The organism is Methylobacterium sp. WL116, assembly GCF_008039455.1.
Lineage (GTDB): Bacteria > Pseudomonadota > Alphaproteobacteria > Rhizobiales > Beijerinckiaceae > Methylobacterium.
In genome coordinates this window covers 1-430 of sequence record NZ_VRUV01001164.1, presented here as the reverse complement: position 1 = coordinate 430, position 430 = coordinate 1, and the positions used below count along the sequence as shown (strand labels likewise).

Below are 430 nucleotides of genomic sequence, written 5' to 3'. Positions count from 1 at the left end.
ACCGACTACGCCTGGCCGCCGTTCCAGCCCGACCGCCCGGTGCCGAATGCCGGCGACCTGCGGCAGCTGGCGGAGGCCGGATTCGATTTTGTGCGCCTGCCGATCGATCCCGGCCCGTTCGCCGCCTTCGCCGGCGCGCAGCGGGAGCGGCTGTTCGCGATGCTGTCCGAGGCGGTCGATCTGATCCTCGCGAGCCGGCTGTCGTTGGTGCTGAACGTCCAGGCCAACGCCGCGACCCACCACTACAACCCCGATCGGTTCTACGGGACGGCGACGGCGCCGCTGCTTCCCGCCTACCGCGACGTCGTCGTCGAGCTCGCCCGGCGCTTCGGCGGACGGGCGCCCGGCCGCATCGCCCTGGAACCGGTCAACGAGCCGCCGCAGGCCTGCGGGGCGGTGGCCTGGAACCGGGTGCAGGCGGCGCTCCTCG

Annotated in this window: 1 protein-coding gene; it reads left to right on the top strand. The window is 73.5% G+C overall.

Translation table 11 applies throughout. The annotated features are described in order from the left end of the window. On the top strand, positions 1-430 hold a 430-nt coding region (locus FV223_RS29885), incomplete at both ends, for a cellulase family glycosylhydrolase (protein ID WP_147730156.1).